Below are 22,031 nucleotides of genomic sequence, written 5' to 3'. Positions count from 1 at the left end.
ATTTATTTGTTATGATTTTATTTTTGATTTATCGAATTTATTGCTTTTATTTATAATAGTATTTTCATGCTCTTCTATTTTTATAGTGTCTCCATAGAATTTCGGAGGTCTGTTTAATATAATATCAATAAACATTAAAGCTCTAGCTCCTACTTCTCTTGGAAATTGTCTTAATCTATATAATTTTCGTACATTATGTGCATTATATGCTATTGCATCAATTTTTTTCTGCCTTGCTATAAGTATTGCTCTTTCATTGTGAAAAGGCTGAGATACTATAGTAAAATTAGTTAGTTCAAAAACTTTATTAGCTCTTATAATAGAATCTCTAGTTCTAAATCCAGCAAAATCAAGGAATATATGTTTTTTATCTACGCCTAATTTTATCAAATCAAGACGCATTTGTCTGGGTTCATTGTAGGATCTGTATCTGTTATCACCACTTACAAGTATATACTTTACTTTTCCGCTTTTATATAGTTCATAAGCTGCATCCATTCTGAATTTGAAATACATATTTATCTTTCCGTTATGAAGATATTTGCTTGTGCCAAGTACCAAAGCTACATCATTATATGGTATTTTTTCTATAGAAGAGTATATATATTTTTTTGAGTATAATGATACTGATAAATACAATGTTAATATGAAAAAAATAGAAAGTATTATAATTTCTGGTATAAATTTGCATGCGGATAAAAATATAAAAATGATATAATTAATAACTCTATTAAAAAAAGATTTATTTTTAATACTCTCTTTTATAATAGATTTATTATTTTTTATTTCCAATATTTTTTTCTTGTATCTGTTTTTTAATATCTTCATAAATCCTGCATTATTAACTTTATGATTAGTATACTAAAATAATTTATATTGTCAATTATAATAAACATTAAAAGTTAATAAAAAAATTGTTTTTAAGTATTGCAATATTACTCAAAAATATTATAATATGTATCAAATATCGAAAGGAGAAAGAAGATGAAAATGTCACCTGCTTACAGTATGACCTATGATTCTGTTTTTATTAAACAAATCTCATCTGAAGTTAATTTTAATAATTCTAATAAATCTATAAAAAGTATTATTCTCAATATTCTCCTCTCTATTCTTGTCAATATCCTGTTATAATATAATCTATAATCTAAAAAATATATAATACATTTAAGTTAATATAATTTTTACAATAAAGTTTCTATAAATAGAAATATAACAATAAAATTTAAAAAGGCTATAAAATAATATAAGGAGTTTGTTATGAAGTTGAATGGTTCAGAAATAATAATGGAAGTTTTAATAGAAGAAGGAGTAGACACTGTATTCGGATATCCGGGCGGTGCTGCATTATTTATATACGATGCTATCTCTAAATATAGAGATAAAATAAAACATATAATGCCTGTAGATGAGGTTGGAGCATGCCATGCTGCTGACGGTTATGCTAGAGCAAGCGGAAAGACTGGTGTTGTAATTGCTACAAGCGGACCAGGTGCAACTAATTTAGTAACGCCTTTAGCTACTGCTTATATGGATAGTGTGCCTTTGATTGCAATAACTGCCAATGTTCCAGAAACTTTAATAGGCAAAGATTCATTTCAGGAAGTTTTTATTGCTGGTATAACAATGCCTATAACTAAACATAATTTTGTTGTTAGAGATATTAATGAACTTGCAAACACCATAAGAAAAGCATTCGCAATAGCCAATAATGGAAGAAAAGGACCTGTTTTGATAGATATACCTAAAAATTTTACATTAGCAGAAACAGAGTTTACTAAAAGAGAAAAATTTTCTCCAAAACCAGTTGAAATAAGTGCAGAAGATGAAAAAACAATAGAGTTAGTTGCTAAATTAATAAATGAATCTAAAAGACCTATTATATATTTCGGTGGGGGGGCAAAAGACTCAAGCGATAAATTAAGAGAGTTTATGATTAATTCCAATATACCTTCAGTACATACATTAATGGGGGCTGGGGTATTAGGATATAATGAAAAATTAAATATTGGACTTTTAGGAATGCATGGCTCTGCTACAGCAAATAAAGTAATGAATGAAGCTGATTTAATCCTTGCTGTTGGTACAAGGTTCAGTGACAGAGTTGCTTTAAATACTTCTAAATTTGGAGGAGCTGCTAAAAAGGTTCATATAGACATAGACAAAAGCGAGATTAATAAAAACGTTAATGTTGATTATAGTATAATTGGTGATTTGAATGATGTACTAGATAGATTTAATAAATTGGTAAAAAGAGTAGATGATGATGAATGGGTAAAATATTTATCAGATTTAAGAGCCAAAGAGATGAAAGAGGATTCTGATAGAAATACCAATAAAGACGGAATTTATCCTAGCAAAGTTATGGACATAATAGGAAATAAAACTAAAGATGAAGCTATATATGTTACAGATGTAGGACAGCATCAGATGTGGGCTGTTCAGTATATAAGGCATACCAAGCCTAGAAGTTTTATCACAAGTGGAGGTTTGGGTACTATGGGATTTGGATATGGTGCTGCTTTAGGATGTCAGTTTGCCAAACCAGATAGAAGAGTAATACATATAACAGGAGACGGTTCTTTTTATATGAACTTAAATGAAGTAGCTACTGCTGTTGAATATGATCTTCCAGTTATATCTATTATACTTAATAACAGTACATTAGGTATGGTTAGACAATGGCAGACTATATTTTATGATAAAAGATATTCAAGCACTGATATAAATAAAAAAATGGATTATATAAAAGTAGCTGAAGGTTTCGGTGCCAAAGGCTTTAGATGTGAAACTATAAAAGAATTTGAAGAGGCTTTTGAAGAGGCATTAAAATGTAAATGTCCAGTATGGATAGAATGCATTATAGATAAAGATTTAAGAGTTTTGCCTATGATACCAGCTGGTGGAACTATAGATGATATAATAGTAGATTAATAAATAGTAGGAGTAAAAAATGGATAAGAAAGAAAGAAGAGTTTTAGTTTTATTTGTAGACAATAGTGCTGGTGTATTAAATAGAATAACTTTATTATTCAGTCAAAAAGGTTTTAATATAGAAACTATTACATGTTCTGTAACTTGTGTACCTAGTATATCAAGAATGACTATAGTTACAGAAGGAGATGACTCTCATATAAATCAAGTTATAAAACAAACTTCAAAACTAATTGAGGTTCACTCTGTACATTTAATAGATCATTCTAATAACATAATAAGAGATTTGCTTTTGGTAAAAATAGAAATTAATGACAGCAATAGACGTAAAGCCTGCGATATAACTAATTCATATAATGGGCTTATACTTGATATTGGAAATAAAAGCATTACAGTTGAAATAACAGCTCCTTCTTCTATAATAGATGGGTATTTAGAAGCATTAAAAGACTTTAATATTTTAGAGCTTTCAAGAACAGGGGTAACATCCATACAGCTTGGAGACGATGTTCCAAATATGAATATAATCAATAATTTTGAATATTAATAAATATAAAAAACAATAAAAAAGGAGAAATTAAAATGATAAAAAAATATTATGATGCTGATTGTAATCTAGGAGTACTAGATGGTAAAACTATAGCTATAATGGGATACGGTAGTCAGGGACATGCTCATGCACAAAACTTAAAAGACAGCGGTATGAACGTTATAGTAGGACTTAGAAAAGATAGTGCTAACTGCAAAAAAGCAGAAGAAGCAGGTTTTAAAGTAATGGAAGTAGAAGAAGCTGCTAAGCTTGCAGATATAGTTATGATGCTTGTACCAGATGAAGTAGCTGCTGATATATATAATAGTCAGGTAGCTCCTCATATGAAAGAAGGAAATGTATTAATGTTCGCTCATGGATTTAATATTCATTTCCATTTTGTAATGCCTGCTGATAATATAGATGTTATTATGGTTGCTCCAAAAGGACCTGGACACACTGTAAGAAGTCAGTATTTGGAAGGAAGAGGAGTACCTAGCTTGATAGCAGTTTATCAGGATAAAAGCGGAAGAGCAAAAGATTATGCTTTAGCTTATGCTTCTGGAATAGGTGCAGGACGTGCTGGTATATTGGAAACTACATTCAGAGAAGAAACAGAAACTGATTTATTTGGAGAACAAGCTGTATTATGCGGCGGAGTTACAGAATTAATGAAAGCTGGTTTTGATACTTTAGTAGAAGCTGGATATGAACCAGAAATGGCTTATTTTGAATGTATACATGAAATGAAACTTATTGTTGATTTAATATATTCTGGCGGTTTTGCTATGATGAGATATTCTATTTCAAATACTGCTGAATACGGCGATTACAGAACTGGAAGAAGAATGATAACTGAAGAGACTAGAAAAGAAATGAAAAAAGTATTAAGAGAAATACAAGATGGTACTTTTGCTAGTGAGTTTATTCAAGAGTTTAGTGCAGGACGCAAAGCTAAATTTAATGCTACTAAAAGATTAGAAAGAGAGCATAAATTAGAAAAAGTCGGTGCAGAATTAAGAAAAATGATGAGTTGGATTAAAAAATAATAATATATGCTAAACATTTTTAAGTTTGTAATTTTTTATTCAACTTTTTCCCGCCGCAAAAAGTGCAAATATAAAAATAATACTAATAAGCACTAATTATGTTTTATATGTAGGATAAATTATTGAATTTGTGCTAAAATGCAGTCTTTTTGGTTCTCGCCGCAGGCGGGATGTGCATGTGCCAACCAACAGGACTTCTTAGGGTCGCAAAAGAACTGGGGTTGCCGAAGGCACGCAGAGCGGGGGCAAAGCCCCGCAAATATTTTGAATTTAAAAAATATTTTTTGACAAACTATAGTTGTTTAAGTATATATTATAATTAAATATTTTTTATAATCCAAAGCATCTTTAGTTATAAATGATGTTTTTATTATAAGGGTTTTAACAATGAGAAAGATTAAGATTTTTGATACTACTTTAAGAGATGGAGAACAATCTCCTGGTTGTACTATGAATTTGGCAGAGAAGTTAGAAATGGCAGCCGAGCTTGATAAATTGGGCGTTGATGTTATAGAAGCTGGTTTTGCTATATGTTCTGATGATGACTTTAATGCTATAAGAGAAGTAAGCAAGGTTGTAGAAAATGCTAAGCTAGTTAGTTTGGCAAGATGCAATAAAAAAGATATAGACAGAGCCTATGAAGCACTTGCTGAAGCTAAACACCCAATGCTTCATACTTTTATAGCTACAAGCGATATACATTTAAAGCATAAATTAGAGATGACCAGAGAGCAGGTATTGGAAACAATAAAAGAATCTGTTTCTTATGCTAAAACAAAATTTGAGTTTATAGAGTTTTCTGCTGAAGATGCTTCAAGAAGTGATAAAGACTTTTTAGTTCAGGCATATTCTGCAGCTATAGAAAACGGAGCTACTACAATCAATGTTCCAGATACTGTAGGATATACTACTCCTTTAGAAATGGCTGAGCTTATAAAATATTTAAAAGCTAATGTTAAGGGTATAGATAATGTTGATATATCTGTGCATTGTCATGACGATTTGGGACTTTCTACTGCTAATTCTTTATCGGCTGTTTTGGCTGGTGCTACTCAGGTAGAATGTACTATTAACGGTATAGGAGAGCGTGCGGGTAATACTAGTTTGGAAGAAGTTGTAATGGGTATTAAAACTAGAAAAGATTTTTATGATGCCTATACTGATGTTAATACAAAACGTATTTATAAAATTTCAAAATTATTATCTACTATATCAGGTATGGTAGTTGCTCCTAATAAAGCTATAGTTGGTGCTAATGCATTTGCTCATGAGGCTGGCATTCATCAGCATGGAGTATTAAAAGAACGTTCTACTTATGAGATTATGAATGTTGAAGATATAGGAATACCTCAAAATAAAATGGTATTGGGTAAACATTCTGGAAAGCATGCTTTTAAAGACAGAATAGAATCTTTAGGTTATGATATTGATGATAGGGCTTTAGAAGAAGCTTTTATTAAGTTTAAGAACTTAGCAGATAAGAAAAAAATAGTTACTGATACTGATATAGAGGCTTTGCTAATAGGAAATAATGCTTCTGTAGAAAATCCTATGTATACTTTAAAAAGCTTTATGGTTAATGATAGTGATTCTATATCATCTTTTGCTTCAGTATCTATACTTGACAATAAAGAAAATATTGTTGAGGCTATAGGTAAAGGAAATGGTCCTATAGATGCGGCATTTGGGGCTATTGATTCTCTTACTTCAAACAGAGCTAAATTAGTTAATTATTCTATACAGGCTATTACAGAAGGTGAAGATGCTTTGGGAGAGGTTATTGTCAGATTGTCTTCTGATGATAAAACAGTTATAGGAAGGGCAGTTAGTACAGATATTATTGAGGCCAGTTTGATGGCTTATATTAACGGCTTGAATAAATTATAATAAATATATAATAGGGCTTATACGATTAAAAAATTGTAAAAGCCCTTTTTTAATTTAAGGATAAAATTATGACTATTACTCAGAAAATTTTAGCAGCACATGCAGGTGTTGATAAGGTTGAGGCAGGCGAACTTATTATGGTTAAAACTGATTTGGTTTTAGGAAATGATATAACAAGTCCTGTTGCTATTAATGAATTTGAAAAATATGGTTTTGATAAGGTTTTTGATAAAGAAAAAATAGCTTTGGTTATGGATCACTTTGCTCCTAATAAAGATATTAAAGCTGCAGAACAATGCAAACAATGCAGAGATTTTGCAAATAAATATGATATTACCAACTATTATGATGTAGGAGATATGGGAGTTGAGCATGCACTTTTACCAGAAAAAGGATTAGTTGCTCCTGGTGAAGTTATAATAGGTGCTGATTCTCATACTTGTACTTATGGAGCTTTCGGGGCTTTTTCTACAGGTGTTGGAAGTACTGATATGGCCGCTGCTATGGCTACAGGTCAGGTTTGGTTTAAGGTGCCTTCTGCTATTAAATTTAATCTTAAAGGCAAATTAAAACCAAATGTATCTGGTAAAGATGTTATACTTCATATTATAGGTATGATAGGTGTTGACGGAGCTTTATATAAATCTATGGAGTTTAGGGGAGAAGGTGTTTCAGCTCTTACTATGGACGACAGGGCTTGTATCGCTAATATGGCTATTGAGGCAGGTGCTAAAAACGGAATATTTGAGGTTGATAATCAAACTATAGAATATTTAAAAGATATAGTAAAAAGAGATTATACTATTTTTAAAGCTGATGATGATGCGGTATATGAGAAAGAATATGATATTGATTTAGCTTCAATAGAGCCTACAGTTGCTTGTCCTCATTTACCAGAAAATACAAAAGATGCTAAAGAATTAAAAGATATAAAAGTTGATCAAGTGGTTATTGGTTCTTGTACTAATGGCAGATTGTCTGATATGGCTACTGCTGCCAATATTTTAAAAGGAAAGAAAATAGCTAAAAATGTAAGATGCATAATTATACCAGCTACTCAGAAGGTTTATAAAGAATGCATCAAACTAGGCTATATGGATATATTTATTGATGCAGGCTGTGCAGTATCTACTCCTACTTGCGGACCTTGTTTGGGAGGATATATGGGAATACTTGCCCATGATGAGGTTGCTGTTACTACAACTAATAGAAACTTTGTAGGAAGAATGGGAGATAAAACTTCTAAAGTATATTTGGCTAGTCCTGCCACTGCTGCATACAGTGCTTTGACTGGATATATAACAGAGCCTAAATAATGATTATAACAAATGATTATAATAAGATAGGAGAGATTAATTAAATGAAAGCTAGAGGTTTCGTTCATAAATATGGAAATAATGTTGATACTGATGTTATTATTCCAGCAAGATATTTAAATACTGCAAATCATAAAGAGTTAGCAGCTCATTGTATGGAAGATATTGATAAAGATTTTGTAAATAAGGTAAAGAAAGGCGATATAATGGTAGGAGGAGAGAATTTCGGATGCGGTTCATCAAGAGAACATGCTCCTATTGCCATTAAAGAATCTGGTATATCATGCGTTATAGCTTCTTCTTTTGCTAGAATATTTTACAGAAACTCTATTAATATAGGGCTTGCAATACTTGAATGCGAAGAGGCAAGCAAAAAAATAGACAATGGAGATGAAGTTGAAGTTGATTTTGACAGCGGCGTTATAACAAATATTACTAAAAATGAAAGCTATAAAGCAGAGCCTTTCCCAGAGTTTATTAAAAATATAATTAACTCCAATGGGCTTTTAAACTCTATAAAGAATAAGGGGTAATTATTTATGGAAAAAAATATTGTTGTTATTAAAGGAGACGGAGTAGGTCCAGAGATAGTAGACAAGGCTATTGATGTATTAAATAAAATAGCTGAAAAATATTCGCATAAGTTTAATTTAGAATATGTTGATATGGGAGGATGCTCTATTGATAAATACGGAGTTCCTCTTACTGATGAAAATTTGGAAAAATGTATTAAGTCCGATTCTGTACTTTTAGGTTCTGTGGGAGGTCCTAAATGGGATAAAGTAGCCCCAGAAAACAGACCAGAAAGAGGTTTATTAAAACTACGTAAAGAAATGAAGCTTTATGCTAATATAAGACCTATAAAAATATTAAAATCTTTAGAATATGCTTCTCCTCTTAAAGAAAGTATATGCAAAGATGTTATTGATTTTGTTATTGTAAGAGAGCTTACTGGAGGAGTATATTTTGGTGAGCATAAATTTGAAGTAGTTAATGGTGTAAGACAGGCAACTGACCTTATGGTTTATAAAGAAGATGAGATATTAAGAATAGGAAAAGTAGCTTTTGATTTGGCTAGAAATCTTAAAAAACCTTTAACTTCTGTAGATAAAGCTAATGTTCTTCATACTTCAAAATTATGGCGTGAAATTATGAACACTCTTTCTAAAGAATACAGCGATGTTCAGTATAATGACATGTATGTTGATAATGCAGCTATGCAGATAACTGCTAATCCTTCACAATTTGGTGTTATAGTTACAGAAAATATGTTTGGAGATATACTTTCTGATGAGGCAAGTATTATAAGCGGTTCTATAGGAATGGCACCTTCAGCTAGTCTTTCTGATGGTTCTATTGGTATGTATGAGCCTATACATGGTTCTGCTCCAGACATTGCTGGAAAAGATTTGGCCAATCCTATAGGTACTATACTTTCTCTTGCTATGATGTTTAGATATTCTTTTGGTATGTTTAATGAAGCAGAAGCCATAGAAGATGCTGTTTACAAGGCTATAGATGAAGGATACAGAACAGCTGATATTATGCCTAAACATAATATGATGACTTATTTGTATAAGCAGGTGAGATGTTCTGAAATGGGTGATATTATAGTATCTAATATATAATAAGTCTATAAATATAAATTATTGCAGTAATTATGATTTTATTTTTAATTACTGCAATAATTATTATTCAATTATACTTGACAATCGTTTTATAATGTACATAATAGATAATATGATATTAAATAATTGAGGACTTTAGGGAAGTGGAATACAGCGATAAAGACATCATTTTAGAATTGCAGGAAGATAACAAGCTTCTTTCTTCTAAAATTGATATTTATAAAGAAGAGATAAACGAATTAAAACAAAAACTAGAGTATGCCCAAAAATTTTTTACTTTATATGAAAATATTATGGAACAATCAAGAAATGAGACTAAAGAATTAACTAATAGGGTAAAAGAATTGGAAGCTGAGATAAAAAGGCTTAAAAATGCCTGATATTTTTTATCCTTCAAAAAATGACAATAATAAAATATATATAGCAGTGCTTGCCAAAGGCAGAGATATCGAGGCTAAAGATGTAACTGTCGAATACAGAAGAAAAAAAGAAGATGAGTTTTTTAAATATATAAATCTTGATATAAATAAATCCATTTTTATGCATCAGGTTCATCAGGTAAATATAGAAAAGATAGATGAAAATAATATTAATAAGTTTGGCGGAAGAGAAAAACTTGTAGAAAATACTGATGCTTTAATAACAAATCTTAAAAATGTACCTTTAGTTGTGCAGACCGCTGATTGTGCTCCTGTTATCATATATTGTAATAAGACAAAGTCCATTGCTGCTGTTCATTCTAGCTGGAAAGGAACACGCGATAAGATAGTACCAAAAACTATTGAATTAATGATAAAAGAATATAATGCTGAACCTTCAAAAATGTATGTTTATATTGCTCCTTATATAGCTTTAAATAATTATGAAGTAGGGGAGGAGGTTGCTGTATATTTTAAAAATAAAACTATTATTAATAATAGATGGCATTTTGATAATGGACTTGAAATAAGAGATCAAATAATTAATTTAGGCGTTTTAAAAGATAATATAGAAATTTCTTCACTTAATACATATGATAAAGAGTTTTATTCATACAGGCGTGATGGTGTACAGGTGGGCAGAATGCTTACAGTTGGAGTTATTCTTTAGTTATTTAAATAAAAATTATATATACCTAAACAAATATATTTTGTCAATTTTGAGCTATTTATAAATGTAATTATAATTTATGAATAGTATGAAGTATTATTGAGTATTAATAAAATAAGTTTTAAATGTATTATAATAACTGTTTTGGGGTTAAAAATGCGGTCTTTCGAGAAGTGTATCTGAGTTCATTGAGGATATAAGGTTCTTTGTGCCGCGCCATACCTAATGGTATTTCCTTCTGTCGCATGTGTACAGCGTCAATAGGTACCTAGACGGCAAAAGAACTGTTGCTAAGCCTGCAGAGCGTATGCGGCAAAAAAGTTTATAATTCTATATAAAGTGCATCAGTTGACAAAATAAAATTGTTCCAGCATAAATTAATTATAAATGCAAAGTTATTATTAGATATGAACTTAATAGAAAAGCTGACAACCAAATTTTTTAGCTATCAGCTTTATTTTTTGTATTTATATTATTGCATTATTTTATTTGATATTTTTATATTGTTTATATTTTATTTTATTCTCTTATGCTTGAAGCTAGATTTATGAGTAACGTAATCATTAACTATCTGGTAGTTGCCGAAAATTTTGTACTTGTATATTGTTAAACCTTCCAAACCTACAGGACCTCTTGCATGCGTTTTGTTTGTAGATATTCCCACTTCCGCACCGAAACCGTATCTAAATCCGTCTGAAAATCTTGTAGAAGCATTAGAGTACACATTAGCAGAATCAACAAATGTCATAAACTTTTCTATATTGTTTTTATCTTCGGATATTATTGAATCTGTATGATGAGAGCCGTATTTGTTAATATGATTGTATGCTTCTTCTGTATCTTTCACTATTTTTAATGATACTTCTTTGTCTCCGTATTCCAAATGCCACTCTTTTACTTCACCTATATCTGATTGATTAAGTATTTTTTTTACTTCTTCATCACCATTCATCTTTATTTCATTTTCTTTGAAGAGATTATAAAGTTTTGGCAAATATTCTGAAGCAATATTTTTGTTTATGAGTATAGTTTCAACAGCGTTGCATGCACTTGGATACTGAGCCTTTGAGTCCAAACATATTTTTAAAGCCTTTTCCTGATTGGCAGATTCGTCTATGTATAAATGGCATATACCGTCAGCATGTCCTAATACAGGTATGTTGGTATTTGACTTTATATACTGTACTAAACTGTTGCCTCCTCTTGGTATTATAAGATCAATATATTTGTCCATTGATAATAATTCTTTTATATCCTCTCTAGTGAATACTAAATTAACAGAGTGCTTTGGAAATTCTTTTATATTGTTTAGAGTCTCTTCTATTATGTTAAATATTGCTTTATTGGTATTTTCTCCCTCGCTTCCTCCTTTAAGTATAACGGCATTAGAGGACTTGATACATAAAGAAGATATTTGTGATATAACGTCTGGACGAGCTTCAAATATTACAGCGATTAATCCAATAGGGCAGGATATTTTTTTTAATATTAAATTGTCGTCAAGCTCAGTTTCTAATAATACTTTATTAATAGGATCTTCAAGTTTAACAACATCTCTTATACCAGAAACAACATCTATTAATTTATTTTCATCTAGTTTTAATCTGTTAAACATTGATTTAGAAATTTTATTTTCATCAAGAAGTTTTTGGGCGTATTCTAAATCTTTTTTATTAGCTTCAAATATTTTATCTTTATTTTCTTCTATTTTTTTAGCTATTTCAAGTAAGGCTTTATTTTTTATATCTGTATCAAGCGATTGTAATATATACGCTGCTTCTTTTGCATTTTTTACTAAATCTATTAATTCCATAATATACTCCGTAAATTTTTATTATTTTATTTTTTAATTATTTATTGTTTAAGCATTAAAGATATCCAATCATTTTTTGATTTTCTTAAAATAATATTTAGTTTATTTTCTCTTATAGCATTTTTCATAAATGATTCTTTTTCTAATAATATACCTGATAATATTAAAGCAGAATCTGTTTTTAATAAAGACTTTAAGTCTGGAAGTATTTCTATTAATATATCAGTTTCTATATTGGCAATAACCAAATCAAATTTAAGATGCATATTAATTAAATCTTTAGCACTTCCAAGTATAACATTATCTATTTTTATATTATTATATGAAGCATTATCAAGAGTACAATTAACAGCATCATTGTCTATATCTATTGAAGTAATATTTTTAGCCCCAAGTTTGTATGCAAATAATGATAATATACCGCTTCCGCATCCAATATCAGCAATACTCTTTGAGGCTATATCGTTATTATCAGCATATTCATTAATCATCTCAAGAGCAAGAGAAGTAGTTTCATGAGTACCTGTTCCGAATGCATACTGTTTTGCTATATAAAGAGGATTAGCACTTTCTTCATTATGAAAATCTTTTAAGTTCGGCACTATAGTTATATTTCCAATATCAAAAGGCTTTAAGAACTCTATATATGAAGTTAAATATTCTTCTGATTTTAACTGTTTTGTAGTTAAAGTATAACTCGCAATATCTTTTATATTTTCTTCTATTATAGAGAGATTATTTTTTAATATATCTTCTGTTTCATTATATATATTTACTATAGACGAAGAGCTGTCTTCTATTGGGAACTCTATATTAAAACCCAATATATTTAATTGACCGCTTTCTATAACAGCCTCTATTATATCCTCAAACCCTCTTTCTAATTTTATAGATAATGAATATATCAGCATAACAACTCCAAATATTTTTTATATATTATAATATATTAATTAAATTATTAATATCATTTATTTTATTTTCCATGTCTTTTTTATATTTTACAACAAAAGTATTATCATTAACAGTACCTCTCACAGCCTCAAAATCTTTTTCCATCATAGTTTTATCGTCTATTCCAGCACTAACCATTTTTGCTATATCATACTCTTTTTCAACATCTTTATAAAATATATCATACGCTTTTTCTAATAATATTTTATGCTCATCTAATAATTTTTTTATATTATCTTTATTAATACTTTCTATATTATATCTTGATTTAATACAGTTCATAACCCAAGATTTTTCGTCTTCAGAGTATATATTGTATAATTTTTCAAATCTTTCCGTAAGAGTTTTTATATCATTTATTTTGTCATTTTCTAAGTCTTTTATTATATTATCAACTCTATCTTTAGCACATATAAGCCCGCCAATATCAGACCAATTCTCAAATACATTATTTTTATCATATTCCAAATTTGATATTATCTCATCTATATTTTTAGAGCTTTTTATATATGAAAGTATTTTGTTATGCAAGTATAAATCTATTGCTATAGAATATCTTTTTGAGTATTTATCTAAAGAAGATTTTTTTATTATCATATTTTTGTATGTTAAAAAGTTTTTATCATCATTATTATATTTTTTTTCTTTAATATTTTTTAATATCTCTTCAGATTTAATCATTCTTGAAACAGTATATGGACTAAACACATCAAATATTATCAAATCTTTTTTATCGCCTTTTCTTCTGTCTCTGTCTTTCCATTTATTTTCATCTCTTGAAAGTCCAACACCGAATAAATTTAATGCTGGTATTAGTCTTGTTTGATGATATCCATGTTCAGTTATATATGAGAAAGGAAAATCAGAAGTATCAACATTATCATAATGAGCCCCTATAACAGTTGAAAAAGCTCCTATATAAGAAGGCCATAAAATGTATGAATTACTTCCAGTTTTGCATCCTCTTTCCATAAAACCATGATGGTATGGTCCTAATTTGTACATATGATTGCTTTGATTAGTTCCGCTTCCAGCATTAAAAAATGAAAAATGACTCGCTATTAAAAGTGTTGCTTTATGATGAGTAACTGTATAAGGACCTGCAAATATAGAGAACATCTCTCCATGCTCACCTTCGCAGTTTGCAAAAAGAAGAGAGTCCTCACATGAAAACTGTCTTGCAAGTCTTACTCCTTCGCCTATAAAAGCCTTTTTTATTACCGTACTGTCTGTAATATCTGCACCTTTAAGTACAATAGAATCTTTTAATATAACAGAAGTTCCTATATATGAAGGACATTCTTTTGTGCTGATTACTGTTGTATTATTAATTTCATCGGTATTTTCTATAGTGGTATATGGATCTATTAATGAGTTTTTTATAAGTCTTGCATTTATGATTTTTGCGTATTTTTTAATTTTACCGAATTTTCTTGTTTTTTGATTTGTATAATCATCTATCATAGTATTAATTTTTTCACGCATTAATTTTTTATGTCTGTATATTGCAACCAAATATGCTATATGAGAATTAAGCCTATTAAAGATTTTAACGCTTCTTCCATCTCCTTCCATAATAGGGGAGGTTTCAACTCCGTTTCCGAAACTGCTTTTTCCTTCCATATATATAGATCCTGCATTCTCTATTATAACGCCTTTTTCTATTTTGTAATTTGCTATAAATCTTCCTATATTATTTATATACACATTTCCGTTTATAAATACATCTATTAAAGTGGCTCTGTTAATAGAGGCTGGTACTTTAAGTTTTTTATGATATCTGACATTTCCGTTAAGAGCATTAATTTTTACTCTGCCATGAAACTGAACATCTTTTATTCTGCTTAAATCTACGTTTTTGATTAGTATTTTCTCCCAAGACTGAGAAGAACAACCTTGAGATTTTAGAAAGTTAATCTCTTCTTTTGTAAGGTTTCTAAAATCCTCATCCTGTTTTTTAAAAATGTACATAACTAAAAAATTTCCCTTTAATAATATTATTTATTAATCATTATGTTAACTTTATAAATTTGTGTAAATTTTTTGTAAAATCAGAAAATCGTTAAAAAATGAAAAATATTAAAGATTATATATCAAAAGTAAATAATTTGCTATTATATATGTTATTTATTTAAAGAAAATTTGATTAAGATATTGACTTTTTTGCTTATAGCTTATATGATGTATTTAATTCAATTTTTTGTATGGCAGGGATATAATACTATATACCTGCCAATAAAAATAATCTATGCTTTTATGCTTGAAGAAAGAAATTAAATGTCTTATTATTTAAGGGTTTAATTATTATTTCTGTTTTTTATAAAAATCCCAATTACTTTTTTTAATTAGGTGCAGACACATATTATATGCCCACACCTTAAAATTCAATTTTTTGTATGGCAAGCATACTATTTCATAAAAAGTAACTTACTGTTTTTAATTAGTCTACCCAATTTTGTTCTGGAGTAAATTCTAATACTATTTTTGCAGAACCATTTCCTTCTACAGTTACTTTTGCAGCTTCAAAAGTAGTTTTATCTAATTCATGTTTATCATCAGCTGGTTTTATAGTTAAATTTATAGAAGCAGGTGTTTGACTAGAAGTAGTAGGTTTAAAGCTATCAGCATCATTTTCTATAGTTAATCCATCTACAGATAATTTTTTTAAAGCTTCTGTTAAAGCTGTTTTGAGAGTTGCTGTTTTGATTTGTGAATCACCACTAGGAGTTTTATCTTTTACTCTTAAAGCTATTTTTCCATCTGTTATTTTAGCACTAGCAAATGAAACACTGTCTTCATCAGTTTTAGATTTTACTTCTGCAAGTCCTTTTATAGCTTCTTCTACTTTTGATAGTTCTATTTTTTGTTTTTTGTACTTCTTCTTTACCGCCTGCAGGTGTAGTAGTTGTTGTTTCTCCACCTGAAGGTGTAGTTGTTGGTGTAGTTCCTGTACTGCTGCCTTCTTGTCCTGTAGGTGTTGTACTGCCTCCTGTGTTTTTTACTGGGTCTGTTGTCTTGTTGTTACAGCTTACTGCTAGTATTGCTGATGCTGCAACTACTAAAAATAGTGTTAAAATCTTTTTGTTCATATAGTGAACTCCTTATATAAATTTTTTTTATTATAAACATTATTGCTAATGTTTACTGCTTTAATAATATTAGAAACTTTTGATATGTGTTAATGAAAATTTATGATTCGATTGTTTTTATTTGTAAAGTTTTATCTTTACTATTTCTGTAATTCAACTTTACAAAGTTTTTTACTAACTTTTTTATCAATGTTTCTAATTCAATCATACTTAAATGCTAGCGGGCTTTATATTTTATGTCAATAGCAAGCAATTATTTTTGCCTAAAAAAAATTATTTTTTTTATTTTTTTTCGATGTGTTTTTTTAGATATTAAAGAAAAAATTGATTTTTCTGTTATCTCTCATAAAAATATTATTTTATTTTTTTTTGATTTTTAAAAAATAATAATCAAATTATAATTTTTTAGCTTGTAAATAAAATATTAAAAAAAAATTCTTATGTAATTTTTATTTGTTAAACCAATTAATATACTAGCTATTGTTAAATAATGTTTACTTTCATTTTTACACAATTTTTTTGAAAAATAATAAAAATATTAAAAAAATTTATTTTCTGATATTGACTTAATAACTATATAAGTATATTATTATATTATAATATACTTATATAAAGGCGGACTCAAATGAGAAAAGAAGACTTTATTAATAATGATGATGACTGCGAAGTTACTTCATCAGATGAGAATATATCATCGCTTATTCCAAAACTTCCGAATGATGAAGAGTTTTCGCTTTTGGCTGGATTTTTCTCGGTGTTTTCAGACCCTACCAGATTAAAAATAATATCAGCATTAAGCGAAAAAGAATTATGTGTGCATGAATTATCATCTCTGCTTGATATGAAGCAGCCTTCTGTTTCACAGCATTTAAAAATGCTATGGCAGGCTAGGGTAGTAAAGAAAAGAAAAGTAGGGCTTCATGTATTTTACAGGCTTGATGATGAACATATAGAAAAAATTTATACTTGGGGGTATGAGCATGTTAAAGAATAAAGAAAGGCTTTTATTTTTAATTGAGATTTTTTTAGGACTTGTTGTTTTAGTATTACTCTATGCTTTGCATAACAAAATACATGGTATAACAGAGTATATTATTTTCTTTATACCATATCTTATTTTGGGAAGAGATGTTTTTAAGAATGCGGCTTTAGATTTTATAAAGGGAAAGTTCATGCGTGAGAGTTTCCTTATGAGCGTTGCTACAGTGGGAGCCATTATACTGCATCAGCTTCCAGAGGCTTTAGCTGTACTTATGTTTTATAGGGTAGGTGAGTATTTTGAAGATATGGCCGTTGATAAATCAAAACGTACAATAGCTGCATTAATGGCTATAAGACCAGACTCAGCAAACATTATAAGAGAAAACGGAAATATTGAAAAAGCAGATATATCAGAGGTTCATATTGGGGATAATATAATAATTAACCCTTTTGAAAAAGTACCTCTTGACTCTGTTATATATGAGGGTGAAAGCTGGATTGATACTAAGGCATTGACAGGTGAGAGTATGCCTAGAAGTGTTAAGGTTAATGATGAAATTTTAGCGGGTACTATAAACGGTGATAACACTATTAAAGCAAAAGTTGTTAGAGCATATGCTGAGTCTTCTATTGCTAAAATACTTAAATTAGTTCAAGACTCTCAAAACAGAAAGGCCAATATTGAGCAGTTTATAAGCAAGTTTGCTGGTATTTATACTCCTATAGTGGTATTTGGTGCAATTTTTCTCACAGTTATACCTACATTAATATACGGTAAAGAGGTTTTTGCTAATTGGTTTCAGCGTTCTTTAACTTTGCTTGTAGTGTCTTGTCCTTGTGCTTTTATGGTGGGTATTCCTTTAACATATTTTGCTTCTATAGGAAGGGCTTCTAAATTTGGTATAATGGTTAAAGGCGGAGTATTTTTAGATTTACTTGCTAAAGCTGATAAAGTGATTTTTGATAAAACAGGTACTCTTACAAAAGGTGAGTTTGCTATAAAAGAAATATACAATACTGGTGTATACGATGATGAAACTATGATTAAATATGCTGCTTATGCTGAAACAGGTTCATCTCACCCTATTGCCATATCTATAGTGGAACATTATAAAAATCATCATAATGGTACTATAAATGACAGTCTGATTTCATCTCATAAGGATATTAGCGGTAAAGGAGCTTCTGCTGTAATAGAAAATAAAAATATACTTATAGGAGGTATTAATTTATTAAAGCAGAATAATATTGATACTTCTAATTATAGAGAAAATATTAATGTTCATATAGCTATAGATTCAAAATATGCAGGAGGTTTTTTAATTGATGACAGCGTGAAAGATGATACTAAAGAGGCTATATCATTATTAAACTCTATGAATATAAAAACTGCATTGATAAGCGGGGATAATATTAATAGGGTTGAAGCATTTGCTAAAGAGATGAACATAAACTCATTTAAAGGCGGATGTTTGCCTGAAGATAAAGTTAATGTATTAGAAGGCATGATGAAAGATTCCAAAGCTTCAATATTTGTAGGCGATGGTATTAATGATGCTCCTTCTTTGGCACGTGCTGATATAGGTATTGCTATGGGTGGTCTTGGTTCTGATGCTGCTATTGAGAATGCTGATGTTGTTATTATGGACGATAAGCCTTCTAAAGTTGCTCTTGCTATAAAACTTGCTAAGAAAAATCATGTTGTAGTTTTGCAAAATATTCTTCTAGCATTGGTAATAAAATTTGGTGCTATTATATTGGGTGCTTTAGGGCTTGCTAGTATGTGGCTTGCTATATTTGCAGATACTGGAGTAACTGTGATAGTGGTATTAAATGCTTTAAGGCTTCTTTATCCTTTGGGTGAAAAAAATGAAAATATTAATGTTGATACTAAAGTCTGCGATATAAAAGTAACTGACTGTGATTGCGGGCATTAATTTATAATATTGATAAGTTTATAATAGAGATGTGTATTTTATATATTCATCTCTATTTTAATATCAATTCATAATATTAAAAAATTGACAAATATTTTTATATTTAGTATTATATAATCATAGAATTTTTTATGGGGTTATAAATATTGAAAATAAGAGATATAGGCTTTGATGAATATTTTGAGAAATTGGCACTTAAGAGTTTGAATATTAATTCTTTGGAAGAAATCGATAATGAAGGACTTGTACCTGCAAGAGTGATAAGGATTAATAAAAGATACTACACGCTTTTTTCCGATGAAGGTGAGTTTTTAGCAAGAATCAAAGGAAAAATTAGATATAATTCCGAGATACAAAGCGAACTTCCAGTAGTAGGTGATTGGGTATTAATGAAAAAATCTGATAACAATGCTTTTATTGATACAATACTCACTAGAAAAAATATTTTATATAGAAAAGCTAATATTAAAAAAAATGATATTCAGGCTATAGTAAGCAATATTGACTATGCTTTTATTATAGTAGGTATTGATAATGAAATGCCAATGTCAGCCATTGCAAGATATTTGTCAGTAGTTCATACTTCTGGTATAAAGCCAATAATTGCAATAAGTAAAATTGATTTATATGAAGATGAAGAATATAAAGAATTATTAGCTCTTATAAAAGAAACTTATCCAAATGAAACAGCTTTTGCTTACAGCTCAAAGACTGGTAAAAATGCTAATACATTTTTAAAATATATTAAAAAAGATACATCATCAGTATTTATAGGAGCTTCTGGGGCTGGAAAATCTACTATTATTAATTATCTATTAAAAGATGAGAAAATGAAAACTCAGGAAGTAAGAGAGTATGATTTTAAAGGAATGCATACGACTACACATAGAGAACTTTTAGTTTTAGATAGCGGCGGTGTAGTAATAGATACCCCCGGATTGAGAAATCTAGGTCTTTGGGAAGATGATAAAGGAATAAAGAAAACTTTTGAAGATTTAGAAGAATATGCAAAAAGATGTAAGTTTAAAGACTGTACACATCAGCATGAACCAGACTGTTATATATTAGAACTTCTTGAGAATGATGATATACCTTATGAGAGATATGATGCTTATATAACACTTCTTAATGAAAATAGAGAACTGCAAAAAAGTTCTATAGAAATAAAGAAAGATAGAAAAATGGCTTTAAAAAAAATAACAAAGCATAGAAATAGGAATAAAAAAATTAATAAGTAGTATTTGATTAATGCTGTAAACGAGCAGCTAATAACTGACAAAAGAAGTTATTAGCTATTTTTTATTAAGTTTATATATAGTAATAATAAAAAATGGCATTAAATAAAATTACGAAGAATTAAGAATAACAAAATTAATAAATAATTTTTAATTATTTAATTGATTTTGTAAAGAATGGATTTATAAATTATGTATAAATTTATAAATAATCAAAAATAATTATATCTTAATTAAACTGTTTTTATAATTCTTTTAAATTTACTATTGATTAATATGCAGTTAGTTATATAATATTAGCGTTAAAAAAATAATAACTATACGTACTATATCTAAAGAGGATAAATATATGACTGCGGCAGAAAATGATATATCATTTCATAAACAAAACAGAAATTTCATAATAAGCGGAGAATTGGCTTTAATTATTGTTGTTATTATTAATAGTTTTGGTGTTGTATTAATGCTTTATTCAGGCTCTGGAATATCAGCTATTTCAAGCGTACCTTATGCTTTCTCAGAGGTAATAACAAATATATCTCTTGGTACTTTTACATATATTTTTCAGGGTATATTAGTATTGGTACTTATGATACTTAGAAAAAAGTTTGTAGGGGAATATTTGTTTAGTTTTGTAGTAGGTTTTTGTTTTGGTAAATTTATTGATATACATGAAATGTGGATAAGTCATTTGCCATTAAATGTTACATACAGAATAATATATTTTGTAATAAGTTATTTTCTTCTATGTTTTGGTATAGCTTTATCAAACAGATGCAAACTTCCGATTATACCTACTGATTTATTTCCTAGAGAGCTTTCAAATATAATAAGTGTTCCATATTCTAAAGTAAAGATAATTTTTGATGTAACTTGTCTTTTAACTACTGCTATAATTACATTTGTATTTTTAGGACATATAAAAGGTCTTGGAATAGGTACTGTACTTGCTGCTTTTACAATGGGAAAAGTTATAGGTATTATGGGGCAGTATATTGATAAAAGGGTAGAGTTTGTATCTTTGATAAAAGAGAAATTTAATATTGATAAGTAATTTTTATAAAAATTATTTTTACTGTACAATCAGTATATACTGAAAATTTTTAATTTTAACGAATTTTCTAAGACTATGGAAAGCGGTACAAGTTTTACAATCTTCTCTCAAAATACAAATTGACAAATTAAAAAATCTAGTATGTGTTAATCGCATACTAGATTTAAAACAAAAACAATCCTTAAAAATCTCGATAATAATTGCAACTAAAAAGTTATGCTTGACTTTTTTAGATAAAGAACAGAGTTTATTTCATCAGTCAGCATTCCTGCTGAAAAATATCAAAAACAAATGCAGCATAAATTTATTTAAATCATTTAGGCAGTTCTTTGCTTTAATAATTTTTATCACTGCAGAAGGAGGAATATTTTTAAAAAAATACAATCACGGAGGCGGTTTAATGTTAGTACGAAAATTGACTTATAAAAATATATTAGGCGGTATAGAATAATGGCAGAGTTAGAAAAGTTTTCAGCACTTTACGGAAAAATAGATTATCCTGCAGATCTGTTGGCAATACCTTTTGAAATTATGGAATA

19 protein-coding genes are annotated in these 22,031 nt (G+C 28.9%); 13 read left to right on the top strand and 6 right to left on the bottom strand.

Annotation, left to right across the window (positions count from 1 at the left end; translation table 11 throughout):
- Positions 1 to 9 precede the first annotated feature (9 nt).
- Entirely contained in the window at positions 10 to 828 is an 819-nt protein-coding gene (locus tag F811_RS0113540) for a SanA/YdcF family protein (protein ID WP_020005775.1), read from the bottom strand.
- Between the two features lie 432 nt (positions 829 to 1,260).
- On the opposite strand from F811_RS0113540, the gene ilvB reads away from it, so the two are divergent.
- The 9 genes from ilvB to pgeF all read left to right on the top strand — a co-directional run bounded on the left by ilvB (position 1,261) and on the right by pgeF (position 10,432).
- Positions 1,261 to 2,934 (top strand): biosynthetic-type acetolactate synthase large subunit, encoded by a 1,674-nt coding sequence (gene ilvB, locus F811_RS0113530; RefSeq protein ID WP_020005773.1) that lies wholly within the window; start codon positions 1,261 to 1,263, stop codon positions 2,932 to 2,934.
- A gap of 19 nt (positions 2,935 to 2,953) precedes the next feature.
- On the top strand, positions 2,954 to 3,481 hold the full coding sequence (gene ilvN, locus F811_RS0113525; protein WP_020005772.1) for an acetolactate synthase small subunit: 528 nt from the start codon (positions 2,954 to 2,956) through the stop codon (positions 3,479 to 3,481).
- Between the two features lie 35 nt (positions 3,482 to 3,516).
- A complete protein-coding gene (gene ilvC / locus F811_RS0113520; protein ID WP_013114663.1) occupies positions 3,517 to 4,512 on the top strand; it encodes a ketol-acid reductoisomerase in 996 nt (331 codons plus the stop codon).
- A 387-nt stretch (positions 4,513 to 4,899) separates the two neighbouring features.
- The gene (locus F811_RS0113515) at positions 4,900 to 6,399 is read left to right on the top strand and encodes a 2-isopropylmalate synthase (protein WP_020005771.1); all 1,500 of its coding nucleotides are present in this window, start codon (positions 4,900 to 4,902) and stop codon (positions 6,397 to 6,399) included.
- A gap of 68 nt (positions 6,400 to 6,467) precedes the next feature.
- Entirely contained in the window at positions 6,468 to 7,715 is a 1,248-nt protein-coding gene (gene leuC / locus F811_RS0113510; RefSeq protein ID WP_020005770.1) for a 3-isopropylmalate dehydratase large subunit, read from the top strand.
- A 44-nt stretch (positions 7,716 to 7,759) separates the two neighbouring features.
- Entirely contained in the window at positions 7,760 to 8,248 is a 489-nt protein-coding gene (gene leuD, locus F811_RS0113505; RefSeq protein ID WP_020005769.1) for a 3-isopropylmalate dehydratase small subunit, read from the top strand.
- A gap of 6 nt (positions 8,249 to 8,254) precedes the next feature.
- Positions 8,255 to 9,343, top strand: coding sequence for a 3-isopropylmalate dehydrogenase (gene leuB / locus F811_RS0113500; RefSeq protein WP_020005768.1), 1,089 nt, complete (start codon positions 8,255 to 8,257; stop codon positions 9,341 to 9,343).
- 143 nt (positions 9,344 to 9,486) lie between these two features.
- Entirely contained in the window at positions 9,487 to 9,723 is a 237-nt protein-coding gene (locus tag F811_RS0113495; protein ID WP_013114667.1) for a hypothetical protein, read from the top strand.
- Complete coding sequence (gene pgeF / locus F811_RS0113490) at positions 9,716 to 10,432, top strand: peptidoglycan editing factor PgeF (RefSeq protein WP_020005767.1); 717 nt, start codon at positions 9,716 to 9,718, stop codon at positions 10,430 to 10,432. Before F811_RS0113495 ends, pgeF begins: the two co-directional genes overlap by 8 nt.
- 514 nt (positions 10,433 to 10,946) lie before the next feature.
- Here the strand turns inward: pgeF and F811_RS0113485 are convergent.
- The 5 genes from F811_RS0113485 to F811_RS16540 all read right to left on the bottom strand — a co-directional run bounded on the left by F811_RS0113485 (position 10,947) and on the right by F811_RS16540 (position 16,285).
- Positions 10,947 to 12,245, bottom strand: a complete 1,299-nt coding sequence (locus tag F811_RS0113485; RefSeq protein WP_020005766.1) for a glutamate-5-semialdehyde dehydrogenase — start codon at positions 12,243 to 12,245, stop codon at positions 10,947 to 10,949.
- A 41-nt stretch (positions 12,246 to 12,286) separates the two neighbouring features.
- On the bottom strand, positions 12,287 to 13,156 hold the full coding sequence (locus tag F811_RS0113480; protein ID WP_020005765.1) for a 50S ribosomal protein L11 methyltransferase: 870 nt from the start codon (positions 13,154 to 13,156) through the stop codon (positions 12,287 to 12,289).
- Between the two features lie 25 nt (positions 13,157 to 13,181).
- Positions 13,182 to 15,167, bottom strand: coding sequence for a DUF4954 family protein (locus F811_RS0113475; protein ID WP_020005764.1), 1,986 nt, complete (start codon positions 15,165 to 15,167; stop codon positions 13,182 to 13,184).
- 469 nt (positions 15,168 to 15,636) lie between these two features.
- Complete coding sequence (locus F811_RS0113470) at positions 15,637 to 16,116, bottom strand: hypothetical protein (RefSeq protein ID WP_020005763.1); 480 nt, start codon at positions 16,114 to 16,116, stop codon at positions 15,637 to 15,639.
- On the bottom strand, positions 16,001 to 16,285 hold the full coding sequence (locus F811_RS16540; RefSeq protein ID WP_156822003.1) for a hypothetical protein: 285 nt from the start codon (positions 16,283 to 16,285) through the stop codon (positions 16,001 to 16,003). Before F811_RS16540 ends, F811_RS0113470 begins: the two co-directional genes overlap by 116 nt.
- A gap of 625 nt (positions 16,286 to 16,910) precedes the next feature.
- Between F811_RS16540 and F811_RS0113465 the strand changes: the two genes are divergently transcribed.
- The 4 genes from F811_RS0113465 to F811_RS0113450 all read left to right on the top strand — a co-directional run bounded on the left by F811_RS0113465 (position 16,911) and on the right by F811_RS0113450 (position 21,492).
- Entirely contained in the window at positions 16,911 to 17,279 is a 369-nt protein-coding gene (locus tag F811_RS0113465) for an ArsR/SmtB family transcription factor (RefSeq protein ID WP_020005762.1), read from the top strand.
- On the top strand, positions 17,266 to 19,203 hold the full coding sequence (locus tag F811_RS0113460; RefSeq protein ID WP_020005761.1) for a heavy metal translocating P-type ATPase: 1,938 nt from the start codon (positions 17,266 to 17,268) through the stop codon (positions 19,201 to 19,203). The genes F811_RS0113465 and F811_RS0113460 overlap by 14 nt, the downstream gene beginning before the upstream one ends.
- A 146-nt stretch (positions 19,204 to 19,349) precedes the next feature.
- Positions 19,350 to 20,441 carry a ribosome small subunit-dependent GTPase A gene (rsgA, locus tag F811_RS0113455; RefSeq protein ID WP_020005760.1) on the top strand — a complete coding sequence of 364 codons (1,092 nt, stop codon included), beginning with the start codon at positions 19,350 to 19,352 and terminating at the stop codon, positions 20,439 to 20,441.
- 346 nt (positions 20,442 to 20,787) lie between these two features.
- The gene (locus F811_RS0113450) at positions 20,788 to 21,492 is read left to right on the top strand and encodes a DUF6198 family protein (RefSeq protein ID WP_020005759.1); all 705 of its coding nucleotides are present in this window, start codon (positions 20,788 to 20,790) and stop codon (positions 21,490 to 21,492) included.
- The last annotated feature ends 539 nt before the right edge of the window (positions 21,493 to 22,031 follow it).

The organism is Brachyspira innocens ATCC 29796 (assembly GCF_000384655.1).
GTDB classification, from domain to species: domain Bacteria; phylum Spirochaetota; class Brachyspiria; order Brachyspirales; family Brachyspiraceae; genus Brachyspira; species Brachyspira innocens.
The sequence above is the reverse complement of the archived record's forward strand: the minus strand, read 5'-3'. Positions and strand labels throughout refer to the sequence as shown.